The organism is Actinophytocola algeriensis (assembly GCF_014203735.1).
In the GTDB taxonomy this organism is placed as follows: domain Bacteria; phylum Actinomycetota; class Actinomycetes; order Mycobacteriales; family Pseudonocardiaceae; genus Actinophytocola; species Actinophytocola algeriensis.
The window spans coordinates 828,370-848,789 of sequence record NZ_JACHJQ010000001.1 but is presented as its reverse complement, the minus strand read 5'-3'; the positions used below and the strand labels follow the sequence as shown (position 1 = coordinate 848,789).

Genomic DNA, 20,420 nt, shown 5'->3' with positions numbered 1-20,420 from the left:
CGGCGAAACCGAAGAGTTCTTCCCGTTCTTCACGCCTGACGGGCCAAACCGTACCGCTGGGTGATTGGATGCCGATGAACAGGATTGTCAGTTCCGAACAACGACCTGAGGTGACCAGTGGCCCCGCCCAACCTGACCCGTGACGAAGCACAACAGCGCGCCGCGCTGCTCGACGTCCGGTCCTACGACGTCGAGCTGGACCTCACGGACGGCGGCGGCAAGCCGGGCGACACCACGTTCACATCCACCACCACCGTGCGCTTCGCGAGCAAGGAGGCAGGCGCGGACACCTGGATCGACCTGGTCGCCGCGTCCGTGGAGAACGCGACCCTGAACGGCACCGCCGTCGACGTGTCCGGCTACACCGAGGACAAGGGCATCGCGCTGTCGTCGGTGGCCGAGGAGAACGAGCTGACCGTCGCCGCGACCTGCCGGTACATGAACACCGGCGAGGGTCTGCACCGGTTCACCGACCCGGTCGACGGCGGCGTCTACCTGTACACGCAGTTCGAGACCGCCGACGCGAAGCGCATGTTCACCTGCTTCGACCAGCCCGACCTGAAGGCGACGTTCCGGTTCACGATCACCGCCCCGGAGGACTGGAAGGTCATCTCGAACGCGACGGTGGAGTCGAGCGAGCCGACCGCCGAGGGCGCGGTCCGGCACGTCTTCGAGACCACCGAGCGGATGTCGACGTACGTGACCGCGCTCGTGGCGGGCCCGTACGCGGAGTGGCGCGACGAGTACTCCGACGAGCACACCACGATCCCGCTCGGCATCTACTGCCGCGCCTCGCTCGCCGAGCACATGGACGCCGAGCGCCTGTTCACCGAGACCAAGCAGGGTTTCGACTTCTACCACAGCAACTTCGGCGTGGCCTACCCGTTCGGCAAGTACGACCAGTGCTTCGTGCCGGAGTTCAACGCGGGCGCCATGGAGAACGCGGGCTGCGTGACCTTCCTCGAGGACTACGTGTTCCGGAGCAGGGTCACCCGCTACTCCTACGAGCGGCGCTGCGAGACCGTGCTGCACGAGATGGCGCACATGTGGTTCGGCGACCTGGTCACCATGCGGTGGTGGAACGACCTGTGGCTGAACGAGTCGTTCGCGACGTTCGCGTCGGTGCTCGCGCAGGCGGGCGCGACCGAGTACAAGCACGCGTGGACCAGCTTCGCGAACATCGAGAAGTCGTGGGCGTACCGGCAGGACCAGCTGCCGTCGACGCACCCGGTCGCGGCGGACATCCCGGACCTGCAGGCGGTCGAGGTCAACTTCGACGGCATCACCTACGCCAAGGGCGCTTCCGTGCTCAAGCAGCTCGTCGCCTATGTGGGGCAGGAGCACTTCCTGTCCGGGCTGCGGGTGTACTTCGCGAAGCACGCGTGGGGCAACGCGACGCTGGCCGACCTGCTCTCGGCGCTGGAGGAGGCGTCCGGGCGCGACCTGTCGTGGTGGAGCGCGCAGTGGCTGGAGACGACCGGCCTGAACTCGCTGCGGCCCTCGTTCGAGGTCGGCGCCGACGGCACGTTCACGTCGTTCGCGATCACGCAGGGCGGGGCGAAGCCGGGTGCCGGTGAGCTGCGCACGCACCGGGTCGCCGTCGGCGTGTACGACGACTCCGCCGACGGCAAGCTGGTGCGCACGCACCGCGTGGAGCTGGACGTGACGGGCGAGCGCACCGAGGTGCCGGACCTGGTCGGGGTGTCCCGCGGCAAGCTCGTGCTGGTCAACGACGACGACCTCAGCTACTGCACGATGCGGCTCGACCCGGACTCGCTGGTGACGCTGGTCGACCGGATCGGCGACATCACCGAGCCGCTGCCCCGCACGCTGTGCTGGTCGGCGGCGTGGGAGATGACGCGTGAGGCAGAGCTGAAGGCGCGGGACTTCGTGACGCTCGTGGCGCACGGGCTGCCGGCGGAGACCGAGGTCGGCGTGGTGCAGCGGCTGCTGCTGCAGGCGCAGACGGCGATCAACTCGTACGCGGACCCGGCGTGGGCGCCCGAGGGCTGGCGGATGTTCACCGACCGGCTGTTCGCGCTGGCCGCGGACCCGGCGACGGAGTCCGACCAGCAGCTGGCGTTCGTGAACTCGCTGACCGGGTCGGTGCTCGAGGCCGACCAGCTGGCCGTGCTGCGCGGGTGGCTGGACGGGTCGGCGCCGCTCGAGGGGCTCGTGGTGGACACGGACCTGCGCTGGCGGCTGCTGCAGGCGCTGGTGGCGCACGACGCGGCGACCGACGACGAGGTCGAGGCGACGCTCACAGCCGACCCGACCGCGACCGGTCAGCGGCAGGCGGAGCGGACGCGGGCGCTGCGGCCGTCCGCCGACGTGAAGGCCGAGGCGTGGCGCCGGGCCGTGCACGACGACGAGCTGCCGAACGCCAAGAACGAGGCGATCATCGCGGGCTTCTCGCACCCGACGCAGAAGGAGCTGCTGGCGCCGTACGTGGCGCGGTACTTCGCGGACGTGGCGGACGTGTGGGCGCGGCGGTCCAGTGAGCGGGCGCAGCCGGTGGCGCTGGGCCTGTTCCCGTCGTGGGCGGTGTCGGAGGACACCGTGGCCGCGGCCGACGCGTGGCTGGCAGACGAGTCCCACCCGCCTGCCCTGCGCCGCCTGGTCTCCGAAGGCCGCGCCGGGATCCTCCGGGCCCTGGCCGCCCGGGCGTTCGACACCCCGTAGTTCCCACAGCCCGGCCCGAAGTCACGGATACGAGAACGCCGCGCTCTCCGACTGGAGGGCGCGGCGTTCTTCTTCGGTCTGCTAGTGCTTGGGGCCCGCCTGGTCGGTGAGCATGCGCAGGCCGCTCACCAGGCCGCCGACCAGGTCGCCCTCCTTGAAGGACGCGACCATGCTCATGACCGCCAGGTTGCAGGCGCGGTCGGGCAGGCGGCGGGTGGAGTCCGCGCCGGTCACGATCTCGACCCTGCGCTGGCCGGGTGACACGGCGATGAGCACCACGGACGGCGCGGTCTCGCCGGACTCGGCGTGCAGCTGCTCGGCCGTCGCGCGGGTGTCGGCGCCCAGGTCGCCGAGGTAGACGCTGAACCCGAGGCCCGTCGAGCGGGCGGACAGCGTCAGCGCCTCGTCGAGGCGGGCCAGCTGCACCGTGTTGAACGGCAGCTCCGGCTTCGCGGGCGTGTACTCCCTGGCGACCGACACGCGGCCGCTCGCGGTCACGACCGCGGCGTGCCCGTGCTCGACGTCCTCGTCGACGATGTCGCCCGGCTTGCGGTGCAGTACGACCTCACCAGCTGCCACGAGCGCCTCCCTTGGCCGTGGGGCGCGGCTTGCCGCCACCGGTCGGTACCGCGGACGCGTCGGCGCCCGCCGGGTTCGCGGTCCACCAGACCGCCGGGTACTCCCAGGGCTGCCCCGGTCGGTACCGCGGCGCCTTCGTGGACTTGTCCCGCAAGGTCAGCAACGCCACCAGGCCATAAATGGCCAGCGGGATCACCGCGTAGATCAGAATGGTCTCCACGACGCTCACGCGCGACACATTACCCAGCCCCGGACGGGCCGCGACACTCGGCAGCCGCGGGGGCCGCTCAAGATCACATCGGGTGATCGCTACCGCGGGCCTGGTAGCCGCGTTGGGCCGTGCGCCCACCGGTCACTCATGCAACGGGATGAAGCACGACGCGCGAACGGCGTCAACACACAGAACGACATCGCATCGTCACGCTTTACGTCTTGTCGATTACAGTTCAACCTCATAGCTTTCACCTGTACGGCCCTTGCGGTCCTTCCCACGGCACTCTCCGTGCCCGTATCGCCGAGGAGTCCCCGTCATGCAGACCACCAGCCCGTCGATCATCACCCGTTCGGACCAGTCCGCCTGCCTCGGCACCCGCGTCACGGCTGGCACCAGGGTCACCCGAGGCACGAGGGTCACACGGGGAACACGCGTCACGGCAGGCACCAGGGTCACGCGCGGCACCCGGGTGACCAGGGGTACCCGCGTCACCGCAGGCACCCGCGTCACGCGCGGCACCCGGGTCACGCTCGGCACGCGGGTGACCGCGTCCTAGTCCTTTCCAGCGGAGAGCCGGCCTACGCGGCCGGCTCTCCCAGGTAAGGCAGCCACTGGGGATCGGTGTCCATGACGCCCGCGAGCAGGCGCCAGTGCGTTCCGCGCGGCGCCCTCGGCACCACCCGCAGCCGCCAGCCCAGCTCGGAGAGCAGTTTGTCGGCCTTGCGGTGGTTGCACTTCACGCAGCACGCCACACAGTTCTGCCACGTGTGCTCGCCGCCGCGGCTGCGCGGGATCACGTGGTCGATGGTCTCCGCCCGGCCACCGCAGTAGGCGCAGCGATGTCTGTCCCGGTGCATGAGGCCTGCTCTGGTGAGCGGCACGCGTGCCCGGTACGGCACGCGCACGTAGCTGGAGAGGCGGATCACGGACGGGACGACCACGCTGTCGCTCGCGGAGTGCAGCACGATCCCGGCCGGGTCACCGTGGACCACCTCGGCCTTGCCGCACACGACCAGCACCACCGCGCGGCGCAGGGGTAACGCCGTGAGCGGCTCGAAGGTGGTGTTGAGCAGCAGCACGCGCCGCTTGCCCCAGGGCAGGGAGCCACTGGGCGGCTCGGTCGCGCCGGCATCCGACGGTACGGCTTGCGGACGCACGGGCGTCCGCGGCGCCGGCCCTCGGGCGGCGCCGATCGGAGTCGGATGTCGGTCGGGCACGCGACCACCTCCACCGGATCTGGCAGCCCTAGCAGACCACAGATCACCCCCGGAACGCACGCGTGTTGCGGAACGTGTCCGGCCACTGTGCTTGATCGGTGACCGAATCGACCTTGAGGGACCCGGCCCCTGGCGGTGCGCGCGATTTCTGTCACACCGGCCACTGAACGGGCATCGTTGCCGCGCCGTTATCGTCGGGCCCGTGACCGATGTTGAGTTGTCTTTCCAGGCCCCCGAGTGCGACCCGGGCGACAACTGGTGCGACACGGTGAAGCAGCTGACCGGCAATCAGTGGCTCGCGTCATCGGCGGACTGGCTGGTCGCCAAACCGCTCACGATCATCCTGATCCTGATCGTCGCCATGGTCATCCGGTCCCTCGCACGCAAGCTGATCGACCGCCTCACCCGCGCCAGCGGCGGCAACATCCCGACCCTGCTGCGGCCGCTGAGGGAACGAGCACCTCAGGCGCTCGGCACGCTGCTCTCCGAGCGGCGGGCCCAGCGCGCCAAGACCATCGGCTCGGTGTTCAAGTCGATCACGTCGGTGCTCGTGTTCGGGATCGCGTTCATGATGATCCTGGCCGAGCTGGGCGTGAACCTGGCGCCGGTGCTGGCCTCCGCCGGCATCCTCGGCGTCGCGGTCGGGTTCGGTGCGCAGAACGTCGTCAAGGACTTCCTGTCCGGTGTCTTCATGATGCTGGAGGACCAGTACGGCGTCGGTGACGTCGTGGACGTCGGTGAGGCCTCCGGCACCGTCGAGGCCGTCGGCCTGCGGATCACCACCATGCGGGACGTGAACGGCACCGTCTGGTACGTCCGCAACGGCGAGATCCTCCGCGTCGGCAACTCGAGCCAGGGCTTCGCCGTCGCGGTCGTGGACGTGCCGATCGGCTACGGCGCCGATGTCGGGCAGGCCACCGACATCCTCGGCCGCATCGCGACCTACGCCGCCGAGAACGAGCCGGTGGCCGAGGACGTGCTCGAGCCGCCGGAGGTGCTCGGCGTCGAGCGGGTGTCCGCCACCGAGGGCATCATGCTGCGGATGACCGTCAAGGTGCGGCCCGGCCGCCAGTGGGCGGTGCAGCGGACGTTGCGGGCGCGGATCATGGAGGCGTTCGAGGACGCGGGCATCCAGGGCCCCGTGGTGCGTGGCTACACCAACAACTCGGAAGCCTGAGCACGGATGGCAGGATGGAAACGTGGCCACACCTACCCCTGAGGAAGTAGCGAGCTTCTACGAGACCGCCGGCGGCGAGGAGGTCTTCCACCGCATCGTCGCGCGGTTCTACGAGGAGGTCGCCAAGGACGAGGTGCTGCGCCCGCTGTACCCCGAAGAGGACCTCGGGCCCGCCGAGGAGCGCCTGCGGCTGTTCCTGATGCAGTACTGGGGCGGGCCGCACACCTACTCCGAGCGTCGCGGCCACCCACGGTTGCGGATGCGGCACGCACCGTTCGCGATCGGGCCGATCGAGCGGGACGCCTGGCTGCGATGCATGCGAACAGCGGTAGACGAGGCCGGTTTGTCCGACCAGCATCGGCGCCAGTTGTGGGGGTATCTGGAGATGGCCGCCAACAGCCTGATGAACAGCTGGACGTAGCGGAACCACCGAATTCCTGTTCGCGTCCCGGTGACGACTGGCAGGATGGTCGATTGTGCGTAGAGCCGGGGACACCCCAAGGGACGCCTCCGACTGGTGGCGAGACGCGACCTTCTACCAGGTCTACGTCCGTTCGTTCGCCGATTCGGACGGCGACGGCGTCGGCGACCTGGACGGCATCCGCGACCGGCTCGGTTACCTGGAGTTGCTCGGCGTCGACGCGCTGTGGCTGACCCCGTTCTTCCGCTCCCCCATGGCCGACCACGGCTACGACGTGGCCGACCCGCGGGACGTCGATCCGCTGTTCGGCGACCTCGACGCGTTCGACCGGCTGGTCAGCGAGGCGCACGCCCACGGCATCAAGATCACGATCGACCTGGTGCCGAACCACACGAGCGACGAGCACGTGTGGTTCACCGAGGCTCTCGCCGACCCCCGCGCCCGCGACCGCTACATCTTCCGTCCCGGCCGGGGTGACGGGCCGCCGAACAACTGGGTCAGCGTCTTCGGCGGGTCCGCGTGGACGCAGGTCGCGGAGCCCGACGGCACGCCGGGCCCGTGGTACCTGCACCTGTTCGACGTGCGGCAGCCCGACCTGAACTGGGAACACCCCGAGGTGCGCGCCGACCTGGAGCAGACGCTGCGGTTCTGGCTCGCCCGCGGCGTCGACGGGTTCCGCATCGACGTCGCGCACGGCATGGCCAAGCCCGCCGACCTGCCGGACATGGACCCGCGCGCGGGCAACACGATCGGCCAGCACGACCTGTACGACCCCCGGTTCGACGACGACGGCGTGCACGACATCCACCGGCTGGTCCGCCGCGTCCTCGACGAGTACCCCGGCGCGATGGCGGTCGGCGAGATCTGGGTGACCGACAACGAGCGGCTCGCCCGCTACCTGCGGCCCGACGAGCTGCACCTGGGTTTCAACTTCCGGCTGGTCCTGGCGCCGTTCGACGCGGCCGAGCTGCGCACCGCGATCGAGGCGTCGCTGGCGACCGCTGCCGCCGCGCAGGCGCCGCCGACGTGGACGCTGTCCAACCACGACGTGGCACGCGAGGTGACCCGCTACGGCGACGGTCACCAGGGCGAGCAGCGCGCGCGGGCGATGGCGCTCGTCGAGCTGGGGCTGCCCGGCGTGGTGTACCTGTACAACGGCGAGGAGCTGGGCCTGCCGAACGTGGCACTGCCGGACTGGGCCATCCAGGACCCGAAGTACTTCCGGTCCGGCGGCCAGGACCGCGGTCGCGACGGCTGCCGCGTGCCGCTGCCCTGGGAGGGCGGCGAACCGCCGTTCGGCTTCTCCCCCGGCACGTCGACGTGGCTGCCGATGCCGCAGGACTGGGCGAAGCTGACCGTGGAGCGGCAGCTGGAGGACGCGGACTCGACGCTGTCGCTGTACCGGCACGCGATCGAGCTGCGCAAGTCGCACGCGGCGTTCGCGGGCACGGAGCTGGAGTGGTACGGCGCCCCGGCCGGCTGCTTCGCGTACCGCCGCAAGGGCGGCGGGCTCGTGTGCGTCCTCAACGCCTCGGACACCGCGGTGCCGCTGCCGCCGGGCGAGATCCTGCTGGCCAGTGACGCACTCGCCGACGGCATGCTGCCGCCGGACACCGCCGTCTGGCTCGTCTGACTACAGACCGCTGCCGATCTCGCCGAACCCGGCGTCCATCTCCGGTGACTCGGCCCGCGCCTCGTCGTCGGACAGTGCCGCACCCGCGCCGAACGCGCCCAGTGAGGCCGCGCCCCACGCCACCCCGCGGATCGTGTTCGAGCGGCGTTCCTTGGCGCTCAACGGCTCCACCGGCTCGCTGGGGTACTGGACGTGCCTCGGCCGGGCCGGGCCGTCCTCCGGCTCCCGGCCATCCCATTCGTCGTGCCTGGGCACGGTCTGGTCCAGGAACCGGCGTGTCGGGTCCTCCGGGTCGCTCATGCCACCCATCGAACCACGCTCAGACGAGCAATGGCAGCAACGCGTGCCTTCTGCGCACCACCGCGCCGAACCGGGCGTCGATGCGCAGCCACGCGTCGGTCGCGGTGACGCGGACGTGCTCCTCGTCGCCGGAGCCGACGAAACCCATGCCCGACATGGCGAACAGGCACCGCATCGGGATCTTCACCTCGAGGCCGTCGCCGGACACCGTGAGCACCGTCTGGTCGAGCAGCGACGCGGGCGGGGTGCCGTGCGGTCCCTGGTTCTCCCGCGCCAGCTCGAGGCCCCGCTCGGTCAGCTCCGACACGACCTTCGCGGGCAGCTGCTCCTCGACGACCTGCCAGTGCGCCTGCGGCGGCAGCGCGGAGCGCCACTGCATGTCGACCGCGCGGCCCGGGTCGACCCGGTCGGCCCGCGACACCGCGAGCGCGGCGAGGAGGTCGTTGCCGAACACCGTCACGTCGCCCGGCTCCATGGCGCCCCGCACGGTCCTCGTGGCGAGCACGTCGAACGGCGTCGCGACCCACGCGTCCACGCGGTCGCCGTCGCGGTTGCGCAGCCGCACCGCGGTCTGCCCGTCGAGGCGCACCGCACGGGCCACGAACGCGCCGAGGTCGTCCCGTTCGGACGGGTCGGCGAAGGTCAGCTCAGGCACCGTTGCTCCCACTCCGGTAGGCCGCGAGGAAGTCCCGCTCGCCCTCGGTGAGCCTGCGCGGCCTGCCGCTCGCCGTGTCGTACGGCACCATCAGCGTCTGGGCGGTCACGGCGGCCATCTCCTCCAACGGTCCACTGTGGACCCGATAGTCGAGGGTGAAGGCGGCGTGCCGCATGTCGCTCACGGACACCGACACCCGCACCGGATTGCCGTCCGCGATGATCGGCATCAGGTAGTCCACGGACAGCTTGGCCACCACCACACCGCGCGCCATGCCCTCGGCTCCGTGCCGCGCACCCTCGGTGAAGAGCAGCGCGACGCGGGCCTCCTCGAGCAGCGTCACGGTGTTGGCGTGATTGACGTGGCCGTACGAATCCATGTCCGACCAACGCGGTTGGACCTCGGCGATGAAGACACCCACTACCGAACCATACTGCGCACCTGCCGAGTGGCGACGGAGAGTGTCGCGAGGTCCATCATGCCCACCCCGCGGATCTCCTCCAGGGACTCGCGGGACCGGGAGATGCGCCGGGAGTTGGCGCGCTCCCAGTTCTCGATCTTCTCGTCCGCGGACGTGCCGGGGTCGCTCTGGCGCAGCACGTCGAGCGTGATCGCCCGCAGCGACGAGTACAGGTCGTCCCGCAGCGCGAGCCGGGCGAGCGCGTGCCAGCGGTTGCCGCGTTCCAGCGCGCTGATCGACGTCAGCATCGAGTCGATGTTGAGGTGCTCGGACAGCGCGTAGTACAGCTCGGCGGTCTCGCGCGGGCTGCGCTCGGTGTCGAGCCCGTCGCGGTCGGCCAGCTCGGCGACCTCGGTGATGTCCAGCAGCCCGTAGCAGTCGAGCAGGGCCGCGATCCGCCGCGCCAGCTCGGCGGGCACCCGGTGGGACACCAGCTCCTCGGCCCGCTGCGCGGCTTCCTCGCGTTCCGCGCCGCGCTGCAGCGACGGCACGTCGTGCGCCAGCTCGGCGACCACCCTGCCGAAGCGGTTGATCTCCGCGCCGACCGCGAGCGGCTGCGGCCGGTTGGACAGCAGCCAGCGCGACGCGCGGTCCAGCAGGCGCCTGGTCTCCAGCACCATGTCGTCGGCGACCGCCGTCGGCACCACGTTGTCCAGCGCGCGGATGTCGCGCCACAGGCCGTCCAGGTCGTAGATCCTGGTGACGGCCGTGAACGCGCGCACGGCGTCGGTCGCGGACGCGTTCATCTCCTCGGCCAGGCGGAACGCGTACGAGACGCCGCCGCCGTCGACCACCTCGTTGACCACCAGCGTCGTCGTGATCTGGCGGCGCAGCGGGTGGTTGCCGATCGCCGAGTCGGTGCCGCTGCCGAACCGCTCCCGCAGCTGCGTCGGGAAGTACTCCGGCAGCCTGCGCGCGAACACGTCGGCGTCGGGCAGCTCGGAGGCAAGGACCTCGTGCTTGAGCCGCAGCTTGACGTGCGCCAGCAGCGTGGCCAGCTCGGGCGAGGTGAGGCCCTCGCCCCGCTTGTCCATGTCGCGGAACTGCGCCTTCGTCGGCAGCGCCTCCAGGCCGCGGTCCAGCCCGGACGTCGTCTCCAGGTCGTTGACCAGCCGCGCGAGCACGGTCAGCATCGACACCGCGTGCGCGCGGCTCGCGCCGAGCACCGCGTTCTGCGAGTAGTTGTCGGCCAGCACGAGGTCGGCGACCTCGTCGGTCATCTCCGCGAGCAGCTCGTTGCGCTGCTCCCGCGCGAGCGTCCCGCCCGCGACCAGCTGGTCGAGCAGGATCTTGATGTTGACCTCGTGGTCGGAGCAGTCCACGCCCGCCGAGTTGTCGAGCGCGTCGGTGTTGACCTTGCCGCCCGCCTTCGCGAACTCGATGCGGCCGCGCTGGGTCAGGCCCAGGTTGCCGCCCTCGCCGACGACCTTGACCTTCAGCGCGGCGCCGTCGACGCGGATCGCGTCGTTGGCCTTGTCGCCCACGTCCGCGTGCGACTCGGTCTCCGCCTTCACGTACGTGCCGATGCCGCCGTTCCACAGCAGGTCGACGGGCGCCAGCAGGATCGCCTTCATCAGCTCGGGCGGCGACAGCTTCGTGATGCCCTCGTCGAGCCCCAGCGCGACCCGGGCCTGCTCGCTGATCGGGATCGACTTCAGCGTGCGCGGCCACACGCCGCCGCCCTCGCTGATCAGCGACCGGTCGTAGTCGTCCCAGCTGGAGCGGGGCAGGTCGAACAGGCGTCGCCGTTCCGCGTAGGAGGTGGCCGCGTCGGGGTTCGGGTCGATGAACACGTGCATGTGGTTGAACGCGGCGACGAGGCGGATGTGCTCGGACAGCAGCATGCCGTTGCCGAACACGTCGCCGGCCATGTCACCGATGCCGACGACCGTGAAGTCCTCGGTCTGCGTGTCCTTGCCGAGCTCGCGGAAGTGCCGCTTCACGCTCTCCCACGCGCCGCGGGCGGTGATGCCCATGGCCTTGTGGTCGTAGCCGACCGAACCACCGGAGGCGAACGCGTCACCGAGCCAGAAGCCGTAGCTCGCGGCGACCTCGTTCGCGATGTCGGAGAACGTGGCGGTGCCCTTGTCGGCCGCGACGACCAGGTAGGTGTCGTCGGCGTCGTAGCGGACCACGTCCTTGGCCGGGACCACCTCGCCCGCGCGCAGGTTGTCGGTCAGGTCCAGCAGGCCGGAGATGAAGTCCTTGTAGCAGGCGATGCCCTCGGCCATGAACGCCTCGCGGTCGTCACCCGCGGGCGGGCGCTTCACCACGAACCCGCCCTTCGCGCCGACCGGCACGATGACCGCGTTCTTCACCGCCTGCGCCTTGACCAGGCCCAGGATCTCCGTGCGGAAGTCCGCGCGGCGGTCCGACCAGCGCAACCCGCCGCGCGCGACCGGGCCGAACCGCAGGTGCACACCCTCGACCCGAGGCGAGTACACGAAGATCTCGAACTTCGGTCTCGGGCTGGGCAGGTCGATGACCTGCGCGGGATCGAGCTTGACCGCGAGGTAGGGCCGCGGCTCGCCTCGGGAGTCGCGGACGTTGTAGTTGGTCCGCAGCGTCGCCCTGATCAGCGCCAGGAGGCTGCGCAGGATGCGGTCCGCGTCGAGGCTCGTGACCTCGTCGATCATCGTGGTGATCTCGGCGACCTGGGACTCCATCGCCCGGTCCCGCACCTCGTCGGCCTTGGCGAGGTCGAAGCGGGTCTCGAACAACCGGACCAGTGCGATCGCGACCTCGGCGTGGTCGAGCACCGTGTCCTCGACGTCGCCCTGGTCGAACGGGACACCGGCCTGGCGCAGATAGCGGGAGTAGGCGCGCACCAGCGCCGCCTGCCGCCAGCTCAGCCCGCCACGCAGCACGAGCGAGTTGAACCGGTCGGGCTCGGCGTCCCCGCGCCAGATCGCGCCGAACGCGTCCTGGAACAGGGTGCGCTGCCGCAGCTGCTGCTCGGGGGTCTTGTCCTCGACGACCGACTCGTCGATCCGCAGGCCGAAGTCGTAGATCCACCAGCGGGTGCCGTCCTCGCGGTGCAGCTCGTAGGGCCGCTCGTCGACGACCTCCACACCCATGTTCTGCAGCACCGGCAGCATCTGCGACAGCGTGACGCCCTCGCCCTCGAGGTACAGCTTGAAGCGGCGTTCGCCGGGCTTCGCGTCCCCGGGGCGGTAGAACGACATGTCGAGGCCACCGCCGGCACGCAGCCCTTCCAGCCTGCGCAGGTCGGTGAGCGCCTCGACGGCGGAGAAGTCCTCCTTGTAGCCCTCCGGGAACACGCTCGCGAACCGCAGGCCCTGCTCGGTGGCGGACTCGGCGCCGACCGCGACCATGTCGCCCTCACGGCGGGCGCCGCTGTCGACCCGGTCCCGCTGCTCGGCGAACACGGCCTCGACGAGGCGGTCGTCCCAGGTGCGGACGGCCTCGGTCAGCCGCTCCTGGATGCGGTTGACGTCGACGTCCGTCGACACCTCCGGGTCGGTGTGCACCGTGAAGTGGACCTGGGCCAGCGGGGTCTCGCCGATGCGGGTGGCGAACTCGAGGTTCGTGCCCGCCAGCTCGTCGATGAGGACGCCCGTCATCGCCAGGCGCGAGGTGGTGGTGTAGCGGTCGCGCGGCAGGAACACCAGGCAGGAGAAGAACCGGCCGTACGGGTCCTGACGCAGGAACAGGCGCAGGCGGCGGCGGTCGGCGAGCGCGATCACGCCGGTCGTCGTCTGGTACAGCGTGTCGGTGTTGGTGGAGAACAGCTCCGAGCGCGGCCAGTTCTGGATGACCTCGAGCATCTTCTGCCCGGTGTAGGACTCCAGCGGGAAGCCCGCGCGGTGGATGACCTCGCGGACGCGGCGGCCGACGACCGGGATGTCGAGCACGTCCTCGTGCAGCGCGTTGATCGTGAACACGCCGAGGAAGCGGTGCTCACCGGTGACCTCGCCGTTCTCGTCGAACATCTTGACGCCGACGTAGTACGGGTAGGTCGACCGGTGGACCGACGACGGCGCGGACGCCTCGGTGAGGATCAGCAGGTCCGGCGAGGTGGCGGCGGCGTCGGCGTCCGGGCCCGCGGTGAGGCCGCGGGTGGCGAGGCTGTCCTGGCGCAGCACGCCGAGGCCGCTCGCGAGGACGGCCTTGAGCGCGCGCCTGCCGCCGTCGCGGACGAGGTCGTAGCTGCGGTAGCCGAGGAAGGTGAAGTGGCCGTCGGCGAGCCAGCGGAGCAGGGCCGCGCCCTCGAGGGACAGCGCCTCGTCGATCGGCGGGCTGACTTCCAGCCGGTCGGCGAGCGCGCGGGCGGTGCCCGCCATGCGGTCGGTGTCCTCGACGACCTCGCGGACGTCGTTGAGGACCGACAGGAGGCGGCTCTCGATCTCGCGGCTGCGGTCGGCGTCGGTGATGAGGTCGACCTCGATCGACATCCACGACTCCGCGAGCGCGTCCGATGGCGGGTCGTCCGCCTCGGCGTCGGTGAGGATGTCACGCAGGCCGCCGGTGACGTCCCGGCTGACGACGACGATCGGGTGCACGACCCGGTGCACCTGCAGGCCGTTGCGGACGAGCTCGGCGCTCACCGACTCGACCAGGTACGGCATGTCGTCGTTGACCAGCTGCACCACGGTGCCCGCGGTGCGCCAGCCGTCGGTCTCGGCGTCCGGGTTGAAGACGCGGACCGCGGGCCGGCCGGGCACCCGGCGTGCGGCGAGGTCACGGTGCGTGCGCACGATCCCGACCAGGTCAACCGGATCGGTGTCGTTGACCTCCTCCGGCGGGATGTAGCGGTAGTAGTGCCGGATCAGGTCCGCCATGTCCGGGGCGGCCGACGCGGCCTGCTCGATGAGATCGTCCCGGCGTTGTTCCGGGGTCTCCTCGGTTTCTGTCCGGTCCAACCCACCGGTTCTGTCGGTGCGGGTGCGGGTTCCGGGCGAGCTCATGTTCAGGCGACTCCACGATTGGCGGCACGACGGTGTGCCACATGCGGCACACAGACTAAGCGATCACGCGAGGGCGACGGGCCAACCGTACGACGTAACCCTGCGCCTCATTCGGGCGACCGGTGCCGTCCTCTGACCCCCGACTGCTGCCGTTCCGCCTCGTCCCCGACGAAGGAGTCGAACCGCTCGGGAGCCCGGGGTTCCTCGGCATCTTCGGCCGTGGACTGGTATGCGGCGAGTGCCTCGGTGAGCAGGCTGGCGATCGTCGCGGAGGACCTCTCCCCGCGTCGCGGGAGGTGGTTGGGCCGCGGCTGCGGTCCGATCGGCTCGTCGTACGAGGTTTCCTGAACCGTTTCCTTGACCGGTTCTGTGACCTTTTTCTCGGTCGCCCCGAACTCGGCGAACGCCGCTCCCAGCGAGGAGCGGAACTTCGGCTTCTCGGTGGTCCTGGTCTCGGCGACGGCCTCGGTCCCGGTCCCTGGTTCGGTGCCCGGTTCGGTCCCGGGCTCGGCCCCTGGTTCGGTCCCGAACAGGTCGTCCGCGGGGGACTCCACCACGGCCGACGACTCCAGCTCGGCCCACGACTTGGCCGGCCTGCGCGCGGGGAGCTCGGCGGCGGCGTCGAACTCAGCCCGGAGGCCGGGCAGGGGCCCGGTGAGCGCGTCGAAGGCCGCCATGAGCCCGGACCGCTGCCCTGGCGCGGGCTGCGGGGCCGGGACGGGCACGGCGGGTTCCGGCACGGTGGGTTCCGGCACGGGTTCGGCCACGTCGGACCGGGCGGGCGGCTCGGGTACGTCGGGCTCGGGCGGGGCAGGCACCGACTGCCGGGCCCCGTTGCTCTTGCTCTCCCGCGACGCGAGCGACCTGGCGTTGAGCGCGGACATCATCCTGGCGAGTTCGGCCTTGGTCTCCTCGTAGGAGGACCGCTGGGACTCGGCATCGCCCGCACCGCGCAGCGTTCCTCCGCTGGACAGCCCCGCGAGCCCGGCCGCGAACCCGCCGTCTCCGGAACCCCAGCCACCGGTCCCGTTCAGGCCTGGCTCAGGAGCGTCGGCGCCACTCGCGGTGGCGACCGCGGCGGACGGCGGCTCAGCGGGAACGTCCGGCTTCGCGGTGTCCTCATGCGGGGGCGAGACGCGACCCGCCGGAACATCCGGCGCATCCGCGGCCTGACTGCTCGCCGCTTCGGACTCGGCAGGGCGCCCGGTAGCAGTCCCGGCGCGCGGCGCCTCGGTGGTGTTGCTCGCCGAGCCGGCGGACGCGCTCGCATCCGTGGCGGCTTGAGGAGCGGCTCCCGGCTCCTCGCCGCGAGCGGGTGCCGGGGTGCCGTGGCGGCCGGAGGTGTCCGAGGGCGCGGTGTTCGTCGGGGCGGTGTTCGTCGGGGCGGCGGAGGCGGGCGCCGCGGTGTCCTGGGGGGCGGCGGATGGCCGAGCGGCCTCGTTGGTTGTGGCCGAGGAGCCTGTGGTCGCCGGGGTCCGGAGGTCGCGGCGGGTGGTCTCGCCCGGGGGGTTGCCGTGGTGGGTGGGGAGCTGGGTTCGGTTCAGGGCAACGGTTTCGCCGAACGACGGCTTGTCCGGCGTGGCGGCTCGTTTGCCCTGGCTCGGTTCCTCCGCCGAGGCGGGCCAGCCGCCCTGGGGTCTTGAGGTCGGGTCGGCGAGCCAGGTCGACTCCTGTTGTGCCCTTCGTTCCGCCCTGGTCCAGCGCGGGGCCTCCGCCGGTTCGGCCGGCCAGCGGGACTTCGCACCCGGGGGTTGTTCCTCGCCCGCCCTTCGGCGGCCGCCGCTGCCCGACGGGATGCTCAGGGCGCTCAGGATCGAGCGGCCGCCTGCCTGTTCGGTGGTCCCCTGCTCAGCAGGCCCCTGTTCGGCAGGCCTCGCGTTCAGCGGTCTGGTGGGCGTGTCCTCCGACAGGGCCGAGTGCAGTGCCGCCGACGTGTCCGCCAGAGAGGCCGCGTTCGCCGCCTGAGCCTGCGCCGCCTGAGCCTGCGCCGTGTGTGCCGGAGTCTGTGCCGCTTGGGGCGGGACCTGTGCCGTCTGTGCGGGGGGCTGTCCTGGGGTCAGTGCGTCGCGGGCCGCGGTCAGCATGCCTGCCGCGTCGGTGGTGGCATGGTCTGTCTGCACCACGCCGGTGCTGATGTTCATGTCCTCGGCGCTCGCCCAGTCGGACTCGCGGATGGTGGCCGCGAACTCCTCCGCCTGGTCCCTCGTGGTGGCGGGGAGGATGACCGCGAGCTCACCGCCGTCGGACCTCGCCACCTCGGCGTTGTCCGGGGCCATGTCACGGACCCTGTCGGCCAGGCCGGCCATGATGCCCGTGTCCGGACCGCGGTCGTCGTCCTTGCCACCGTCACCGTTCGGTTCGAGGCGGACCAGGGTCAGCGCGACCGGCCGTTCGCCCTTGCGGACCGAGCGGAGCCTGCGGAACAAGGCCTCCCGGTCCAGCAGGCGGGTGCCCTCGTCGTCCATGTCGACCGTGCCCGCCAGCTCCGCGGCGGCGGGTGGCGTGTGGTTCTCCCGCGACGGTGTGGCCGAGGAGGGGCCGACCTGTGGCGGCGGAGCCACCGCGGCAGGCAGCCCGGCCGGGTGTGCGAGCTGACGCACCATCGCCGCCACCGACTGCTGGGTGGTGTCGCGGACGCCGTGGTTGGCGCCCACCTCCACCAGCACGATGCGGGCGGCGCGCGACACCGCGCGCATGCGGCGGTGCTCGGCCGCACGGGCCGACCGCATCGCCTCCAGTGCGTCGCCTGCCCGGCCCGCCTGCTCATCGAGGCGGGACACCTCGGTCAGCGTGTCGGCACGCAAACCGTCCAACGCGTGGCGTTCCGCCATCCACGCCGCCTGGTCCAGCAGGTGCCTGCCGCGGTCCGTCTGGCCGGACGGCAGGTACACCCGCGTCGCCAGTGCCAGCATCAGCCTGCCGACCGAGGCCGCCGACGTGGCGCGCACCGGCTCGTCGACGACCGGGTGTGCGGCCGCCTCCGCCTCGTGCAGCTCGCCTTCGTCGAGCAGACCGCACACCAGCTCCAGCGACAGCCGCGCCCGCAGCCGGTCGCTTTCCGATCGCAGGTCGCTGCGCAACCTGGTCAGCAGGTTCAGCCCCTCGCGGGCCGCGGTGATCGCGTCCTCGGTGTCGCCGTACCAGCGGTGGTAGCCGGCGGACCGCACCGCGAGGCGGGCCCGTTCCATCCGCCGCACGTCCGCGGTGATCCCGTTGTCGGCGGCGAGCAGGCGGTCGGCTTCGGAGAGCGCGTCCTCGATGTCGTCGCGCCGTGCCACGTGTGCGACGCAGCCGACGAGCCTGCCCAGTGCCGTGGCCCGCACCGACGGCGGTGTCTGCACGGACTCCAGCACCGGACGCAGGATCGCGCCGCCCAGGAGCGGCTCGCCGACCTGCTGCGCGCACGCGGCCAGATCGATCCGCACCCCGGCGGCGACGTCCGGGGCACCGCCGGACTCGGCCAGCGCGAGGGCCGCGAACCCGGGTTCGACGGCCTTCGGGTGCTGGCTGACCCGGACGAACCCCGACGCGAGCAACGCCTGTGCACGCATCAACAGGTTCCTGCCCTCACCGACGTCGGTGGTGGCTGCCGAGGCGTCGGTGGCGCCGACCAGCAGCGCGCGCCTGGCGAGCTGGACACTGAGCTCCGGCGCGCTCACACGGAGCGCTTCCGCTGAGCCCACGAGCGCGGCGCACTCGTGCAGCCCACCGATCGCCGGTAGGTCGTTCCAGGCCGCCGCCACCGCACCCCCAACCTAGTCGCGGGTCAGCTTGCGGTAGGTGACCCGATGCGGGCGGGCGGCTTCCTCTCCGAGGCGCTCGATCTTGTTCTTCTCGTAGCCCTCGAAGTTGCCCTCGAACCAGAACCACTTGGCTGGGTTCTCGTCGGTGCCCTCCCACGCGAGGATATGCGTCGCGACGCGGTCGAGGAACCACCTGTCGTGAGAGATCACGACCGCACAGCCCGGGAACTGCTCCAACGCGTTCTCGAGCGAGCCGAGAGTTTCCACGTCGAGGTCGTTCGTCGGCTCGTCGAGCAGGATCAGGTTGCCGCCCTGCTTGAGGGTCAGCGCCAGGTTGAGCCGGTTGCGCTCGCCACCGGACAGCACGCCCGCCGGCTTCTGCTGGTCGGCACCCTTGAACCCGAACGCACTGACGTACGCGCGGGACGGCATCTCGACCTGGCCGACGTGGATGTAGTCCAGCCCTTCCGACACCACCTCCCACACGTTCTTCTTCGGGTCGATCCCGCCACGTTCCTGGTCGACGTAGGACAGCTTCACCGTGTCGCCGACCTTGACCTCGCCCGCGTCCGGCTTCTCCATGCCCACGATGGTCTTGAACAGCGTCGACTTGCCGACACCGTTCGGCCCGATCACGCCGATGATGCCGTTGCGGGGCAGGTCGAACGACAGGCCGTCGATCAGGACCCGGTCGCCGAAGCCCTTCCTGAGCTTGTCGACCTCGACGACGATGTTGCCCAGCCTCGGCCCCGGCGGGATCTGGATCTCCTCGAAGTCGAGCTTGCGCGTCCGCTCGGCCTCCGCCGCCATCTCCTCGTACCGGTCGAGACGAGCCCTGGACTTGGTCTGCCGCGCCTTCGCGTTGGACCGCACCCACGCGAGCTCGTCCTTCAGCCGCTTCTGCAGCTTCTGGTCCTTCTTGCCCTGGACCGCGAGCCGCTCGGCCTTCTTCTCCAGGTAGGTGGAGTAGTTGCCCTCGTACGGGTGCGCGCGCCCCCGGTCGAGCTCGAGGATCCACTGCGAGAGGTTGTCCAGGAAGTACCGGTCGTGTGTGACGGCGAGGACGGCGCCCGAGTACTGCTGCAGGTGCTGTTCCAGCCACAGCACGCTCTCCGCGTCCAGGTGGTTGGTCGGCTCGTCCAGCAGCAGCAGGTCCGGCTTCGACAGCAGCAGCTTGCACAGCGCCACCCGTCGGCGCTCACCACCGGAGAGCAGCGTGACGTCCGCGTCCGGCGGCGGGCAGCGCAGCGCGTCCATCGCCTGCTCGAGCTGCGAGTCCAGGTCCCACGCGTCCGCGTGGTCGATGTCCTCCTGGAGCTTGCTCATCTCCTCCATCAGCTCGTCCGAGTAGTCCGTCGCCATCAGCTCGGCGATCTCGTTGTAGCGGATGAGCTTCTGGTGGATCTCGCCGACGCCCTCCTGGACGTTGCCGAGGACCGTCTTCTCCTCGTTCAGCGGCGGCTCCTGCTGCAGGATGCCGACCGTGTACCCGGGGGACAGGAACGCCTCGCCGTTGTTCGGCTGGTCCAACCCCGCCATGATCTTGAGCACGCTCGACTTGCCAGCGCCGTTGGGGCCGACCACCCCGATCTTCGCCCCGGGGTAGAACTGGATGTAGACGTCATCAAGGATGACCTTGTCCCCGTGCGCCTTGCGCACCTTCTTCATGGTGTAGATGAACTCGGCCATGGGCGCGATCGTAGAGCGGTCGGTGCTCGGCCATGACCGCGGTGTGGCTGTTTTGCCTACGCGAACGATGTGCGGTCAGGCGGCAATCCACCGGCAGAGGGACCGGACCACGAAGGCCAGGGTGATCGACTCCTTCCGGGACTCGGCTGGTTCACCCGACCGGGTCGGCCGGGTGGACGAACATTGTGTGGCCCTCCACCGTGGGCGAGGCCGCCACGCTCTGGGTCGCAGGTTCGGCTCCTGCGGAAACCTGGGGCAGACGGTGAGAGAGGCGGAGATCAGGCCGCGTCGGCCACCTCCTCTTCCGGTGTCTCGGGTTGGCCCGTCGGTCCGACCAGCGCGAGTTGGTCCGCGGACGCCCACGCTCGCCGGTTGACGATCACCGTGTGCCAGGCGAGGTCCGGGCCCACTGCCCGGGCATCGATCTCGGGGCCGGCGCGCAGGGTGCCGTCCGCGGCGGTGTACTCGTGGACCTTCAGCCGGCCGCTCACCACCACCTGGTCACCTTTCTCCAGCGCACCCAGGCCCTCGGCGAGCTTGCGCCAGCCGGTCACGCGCATGTACAGGCGGTCGCCGTCCACCCATGTCTCCTGTTCCCTGTCGTAGCGGCGTTCCTGGCAGAGGATGCGGAAGTTGGCCACTTTGTCTCCCGCCGCGGTCACGCGGGTCGCCACGTCGGTGACGACCCGGCCGGTGACGGTGATCGGTGTTTCGAACATGGG

General features: G+C 70.9%; 15 protein-coding genes. 5 read left to right on the top strand and 10 right to left on the bottom strand.

Translation table 11 applies throughout. The features are described from left to right. Nucleotides 1-117 precede the first annotated feature (117 nt). On the top strand, nucleotides 118-2,682 hold the full coding sequence (pepN, locus tag FHR82_RS03990; protein ID WP_184808823.1) for an aminopeptidase N: 2,565 nt from the start codon (nucleotides 118-120) through the stop codon (nucleotides 2,680-2,682). A gap of 81 nt (nucleotides 2,683-2,763) precedes the next feature. Here the strand turns inward: pepN and FHR82_RS03985 are convergent, their stop codons facing one another. Continuing rightward, a complete protein-coding gene (locus FHR82_RS03985) occupies nucleotides 2,764-3,261 on the bottom strand; it encodes a DUF5130 family protein (protein ID WP_184808822.1) in 498 nt (165 codons plus the stop codon). Beyond that, nucleotides 3,248-3,490: an aa3-type cytochrome oxidase subunit CtaJ gene (gene ctaJ / locus FHR82_RS03980; RefSeq protein ID WP_184808821.1), complete on the bottom strand. Its 243-nt coding sequence runs from the start codon at nucleotides 3,488-3,490 to the stop codon at nucleotides 3,248-3,250. Before ctaJ ends, FHR82_RS03985 begins: the two co-directional genes overlap by 14 nt. Before the next feature lie 301 nt (nucleotides 3,491-3,791). On the opposite strand from ctaJ, the gene FHR82_RS03975 reads away from it, so the two are divergent. Next, the gene (locus FHR82_RS03975; RefSeq protein WP_184808820.1) at nucleotides 3,792-4,031 is read left to right on the top strand and encodes a hypothetical protein; all 240 of its coding nucleotides are present in this window, start codon (nucleotides 3,792-3,794) and stop codon (nucleotides 4,029-4,031) included. Nucleotides 4,032-4,053: 22 nt separating this feature from the next. Here FHR82_RS03975 and FHR82_RS03970 read toward each other — a convergent pair whose 3' ends face one another. Then, complete coding sequence (locus FHR82_RS03970; protein WP_184808819.1) at nucleotides 4,054-4,692, bottom strand: HNH endonuclease; 639 nt, start codon at nucleotides 4,690-4,692, stop codon at nucleotides 4,054-4,056. A gap of 202 nt (nucleotides 4,693-4,894) precedes the next feature. Here FHR82_RS03970 and FHR82_RS03965 point away from each other — a divergent pair, with 202 nt between their 5' ends. The 3 genes from FHR82_RS03965 to FHR82_RS03955 are packed head-to-tail and all read left to right on the top strand — an operon-like array spanning nucleotide 4,895 to nucleotide 7,923. Next, complete coding sequence (locus FHR82_RS03965; RefSeq protein ID WP_311770859.1) at nucleotides 4,895-5,869, top strand: mechanosensitive ion channel family protein; 975 nt, start codon at nucleotides 4,895-4,897, stop codon at nucleotides 5,867-5,869. Between the two features lie 22 nt (nucleotides 5,870-5,891). Then, on the top strand, nucleotides 5,892-6,290 hold the full coding sequence (locus tag FHR82_RS03960; protein WP_184808818.1) for a globin: 399 nt from the start codon (nucleotides 5,892-5,894) through the stop codon (nucleotides 6,288-6,290). Between the two features lie 55 nt (nucleotides 6,291-6,345). Continuing rightward, nucleotides 6,346-7,923 carry a glycoside hydrolase family 13 protein gene (locus tag FHR82_RS03955; protein WP_184808817.1) on the top strand — a complete coding sequence of 526 codons (1,578 nt, stop codon included), beginning with the start codon at nucleotides 6,346-6,348 and terminating at the stop codon, nucleotides 7,921-7,923. Here FHR82_RS03955 and FHR82_RS03950 read toward each other — a convergent pair whose 3' ends face one another. The 7 genes from FHR82_RS03950 to FHR82_RS03920 all read right to left on the bottom strand — a co-directional run bounded on the left by FHR82_RS03950 (nucleotide 7,924) and on the right by FHR82_RS03920 (nucleotide 20,417). Next, a complete protein-coding gene (locus FHR82_RS03950) occupies nucleotides 7,924-8,223 on the bottom strand; it encodes a hypothetical protein (RefSeq protein ID WP_184808816.1) in 300 nt (99 codons plus the stop codon). A gap of 19 nt (nucleotides 8,224-8,242) precedes the next feature. After that, a complete protein-coding gene (locus tag FHR82_RS03945; RefSeq protein WP_184808815.1) occupies nucleotides 8,243-8,878 on the bottom strand; it encodes a DUF8010 domain-containing protein in 636 nt (211 codons plus the stop codon). Next, complete coding sequence (locus FHR82_RS03940) at nucleotides 8,871-9,299, bottom strand: acyl-CoA thioesterase (RefSeq protein ID WP_311770858.1); 429 nt, start codon at nucleotides 9,297-9,299, stop codon at nucleotides 8,871-8,873. Before FHR82_RS03940 ends, FHR82_RS03945 begins: the two co-directional genes overlap by 8 nt. Further along, complete coding sequence (locus FHR82_RS03935; protein ID WP_184808814.1) at nucleotides 9,299-14,266, bottom strand: NAD-glutamate dehydrogenase; 4,968 nt, start codon at nucleotides 14,264-14,266, stop codon at nucleotides 9,299-9,301. Before FHR82_RS03935 ends, FHR82_RS03940 begins: the two co-directional genes overlap by 1 nt. 107 nt (nucleotides 14,267-14,373) lie before the next feature. Further along, on the bottom strand, nucleotides 14,374-18,009 hold the full coding sequence (locus tag FHR82_RS03930; protein ID WP_184808813.1) for a hypothetical protein: 3,636 nt from the start codon (nucleotides 18,007-18,009) through the stop codon (nucleotides 14,374-14,376). A gap of 12 nt (nucleotides 18,010-18,021) precedes the next feature. Then, nucleotides 18,022-19,698, bottom strand: a complete 1,677-nt coding sequence (gene ettA / locus FHR82_RS03925; RefSeq protein ID WP_184808812.1) for an energy-dependent translational throttle protein EttA — start codon at nucleotides 19,696-19,698, stop codon at nucleotides 18,022-18,024. A 278-nt stretch (nucleotides 19,699-19,976) separates the two neighbouring features. Further along, complete coding sequence (locus FHR82_RS03920) at nucleotides 19,977-20,417, bottom strand: single-stranded DNA-binding protein (RefSeq protein WP_184808811.1); 441 nt, start codon at nucleotides 20,415-20,417, stop codon at nucleotides 19,977-19,979. Nucleotides 20,418-20,420: the final 3 nt, after the last annotated feature.